The sequence below is a fragment of the Oleiphilus sp. HI0125 genome, assembly GCF_001635355.1.
The window spans coordinates 1-1,399 of record NZ_LWGF01001385.1 but is presented as its reverse complement, the minus strand read 5'-3'; the positions used below and the strand labels follow the sequence as shown (position 1 = coordinate 1,399).

Genomic DNA, 1,399 nt, shown 5'->3' with positions numbered 1-1,399 from the left:
AGCATACGTAATGGGCCATTCTAGAAAAAACAAATCGCATCAGCGGCTCCCCGCTATAAGAACATCGAAATCAACACCCGAAAAAGCAGAATGTTCAGCAACTAACAACTCACAGCAGCGACTTTCAGCTTCAATATTCATCGAAAGGGTTACGTCTGCTTTAGGCAAAAGCCCTTCACCCCGTGCCGGCCACTCCACAAAGCAAAAGATTCGATCTTGTTCACATAGATCTGGATTAAGAAAATCGCGCATCCCCATAAACTCGAGTTCTTCTGGGTCTGCCAAGCGATAAAGGTCAAAATGATAAACCTTCAATCCTTTAGGCTCATACTCTTCAACGAGCGTGTACGTTGGAGACTTCACACTTCCTTCATGACCAAGACCGCGCAATATGCTACGAACAAGTGTTGTTTTCCCGGCGCCAAGATCGCCAATCAAATAAACAACCGTTAATGCAGAATCAGAATCAAGCAGAACTTCTGCGAGGCCCTTTCCAAATCGATCCGTAGCATGTTCATCAGCGAGAGGAATTTGCATGAAAAAAGTCATTCCCAAACTAGCAAAAACTGAGTGCTAAACTAACAAAATTAATAACTGCAACTTCGAAATAGAAATCGCATTAAGTTCAAACACTATATATCTGTTAAGCTTAGCAAAGCACTTCCGTTTGTTCACTTAACATCATGTCACGATACTCATGACCAATCCCATTGACACCTCAGATGCGCTCAACAAGCTGCTAATCGAAATACGCAGCGAATCAGAACGCCTTGGCTTTCAAGCCTTAGGAGTCACGTCAACAGACTTAGGCGAACATATCCAGCATTATCAAGACTGGATAGATAAAGGGCATCACGGCGCCCTTGATTACATGCATAGCCACGGAAGTAAACGCTGGAAACCCGATGAATTGATAGACGGAACGCTTCGCGTAATATCGGTCAGAATGAATTATCTACCAGAGTCAGCTGGCCACGCGTTAGAACAACTAGAAGATAAAAACCGCGCTTACATCAGTCGATATACATTAGGACGCGACTACCACAAACTCATTCGAAATCGACTGAAACATCTTATCCACTTTGTTAGAACGAAGAGCGAGTTAGATCTAAATTTCAGAGCATTTGTCGACAGCGCTCCAGTATTAGAACGCGCGATAGCCCAGCGCTCCGGCTTGGGTTGGTTCGGCAAGAATACAATGATTATTCATAGAGAGGCAGGCTCTTGGTTTTTTCTCGGCGAGATATACACCAACCTCGCACTGCCCATCACACCCAGCTATGAGAAAGAACATTGCGGCCGCTGCACTGCATGCTTAGACATATGCCCAACAAAAGCCTTCACCGCACCCTATGAGCTTGATGCTCGACGTTGCATTTCTTATCTCACGATAGAGAAC

General features: G+C 44.7%; 2 protein-coding genes. One reads left to right on the top strand and one right to left on the bottom strand.

Annotated elements, in window-relative coordinates; all coding sequences use genetic code 11:
* Nucleotides 1-39: 39 nt before the first annotated feature.
* Nucleotides 40-537: a tRNA (adenosine(37)-N6)-threonylcarbamoyltransferase complex ATPase subunit type 1 TsaE gene (gene tsaE, locus A3762_RS23745; protein ID WP_197469364.1), complete on the bottom strand. Its 498-nt coding sequence runs from the start codon at nt 535-537 to the stop codon at nt 40-42.
* A 160-nt stretch (nt 538-697) separates the two neighbouring features.
* On the opposite strand from tsaE, the gene queG reads away from it, so the two are divergent.
* A partial coding sequence (gene queG, locus A3762_RS23740) for a tRNA epoxyqueuosine(34) reductase QueG (RefSeq protein WP_068757963.1) occupies nt 698-1,399 on the top strand: 702 nt, incomplete at its 3' end.

Bases quoted from the DNA above. Each gene is read 5' to 3' on its own strand.
- tsaE (WP_197469364.1), bottom strand. From the start codon at position 537: ATGCAAATTCCTCTCGCTGATGAACATGCTACGGATCGATTTGGAAAG.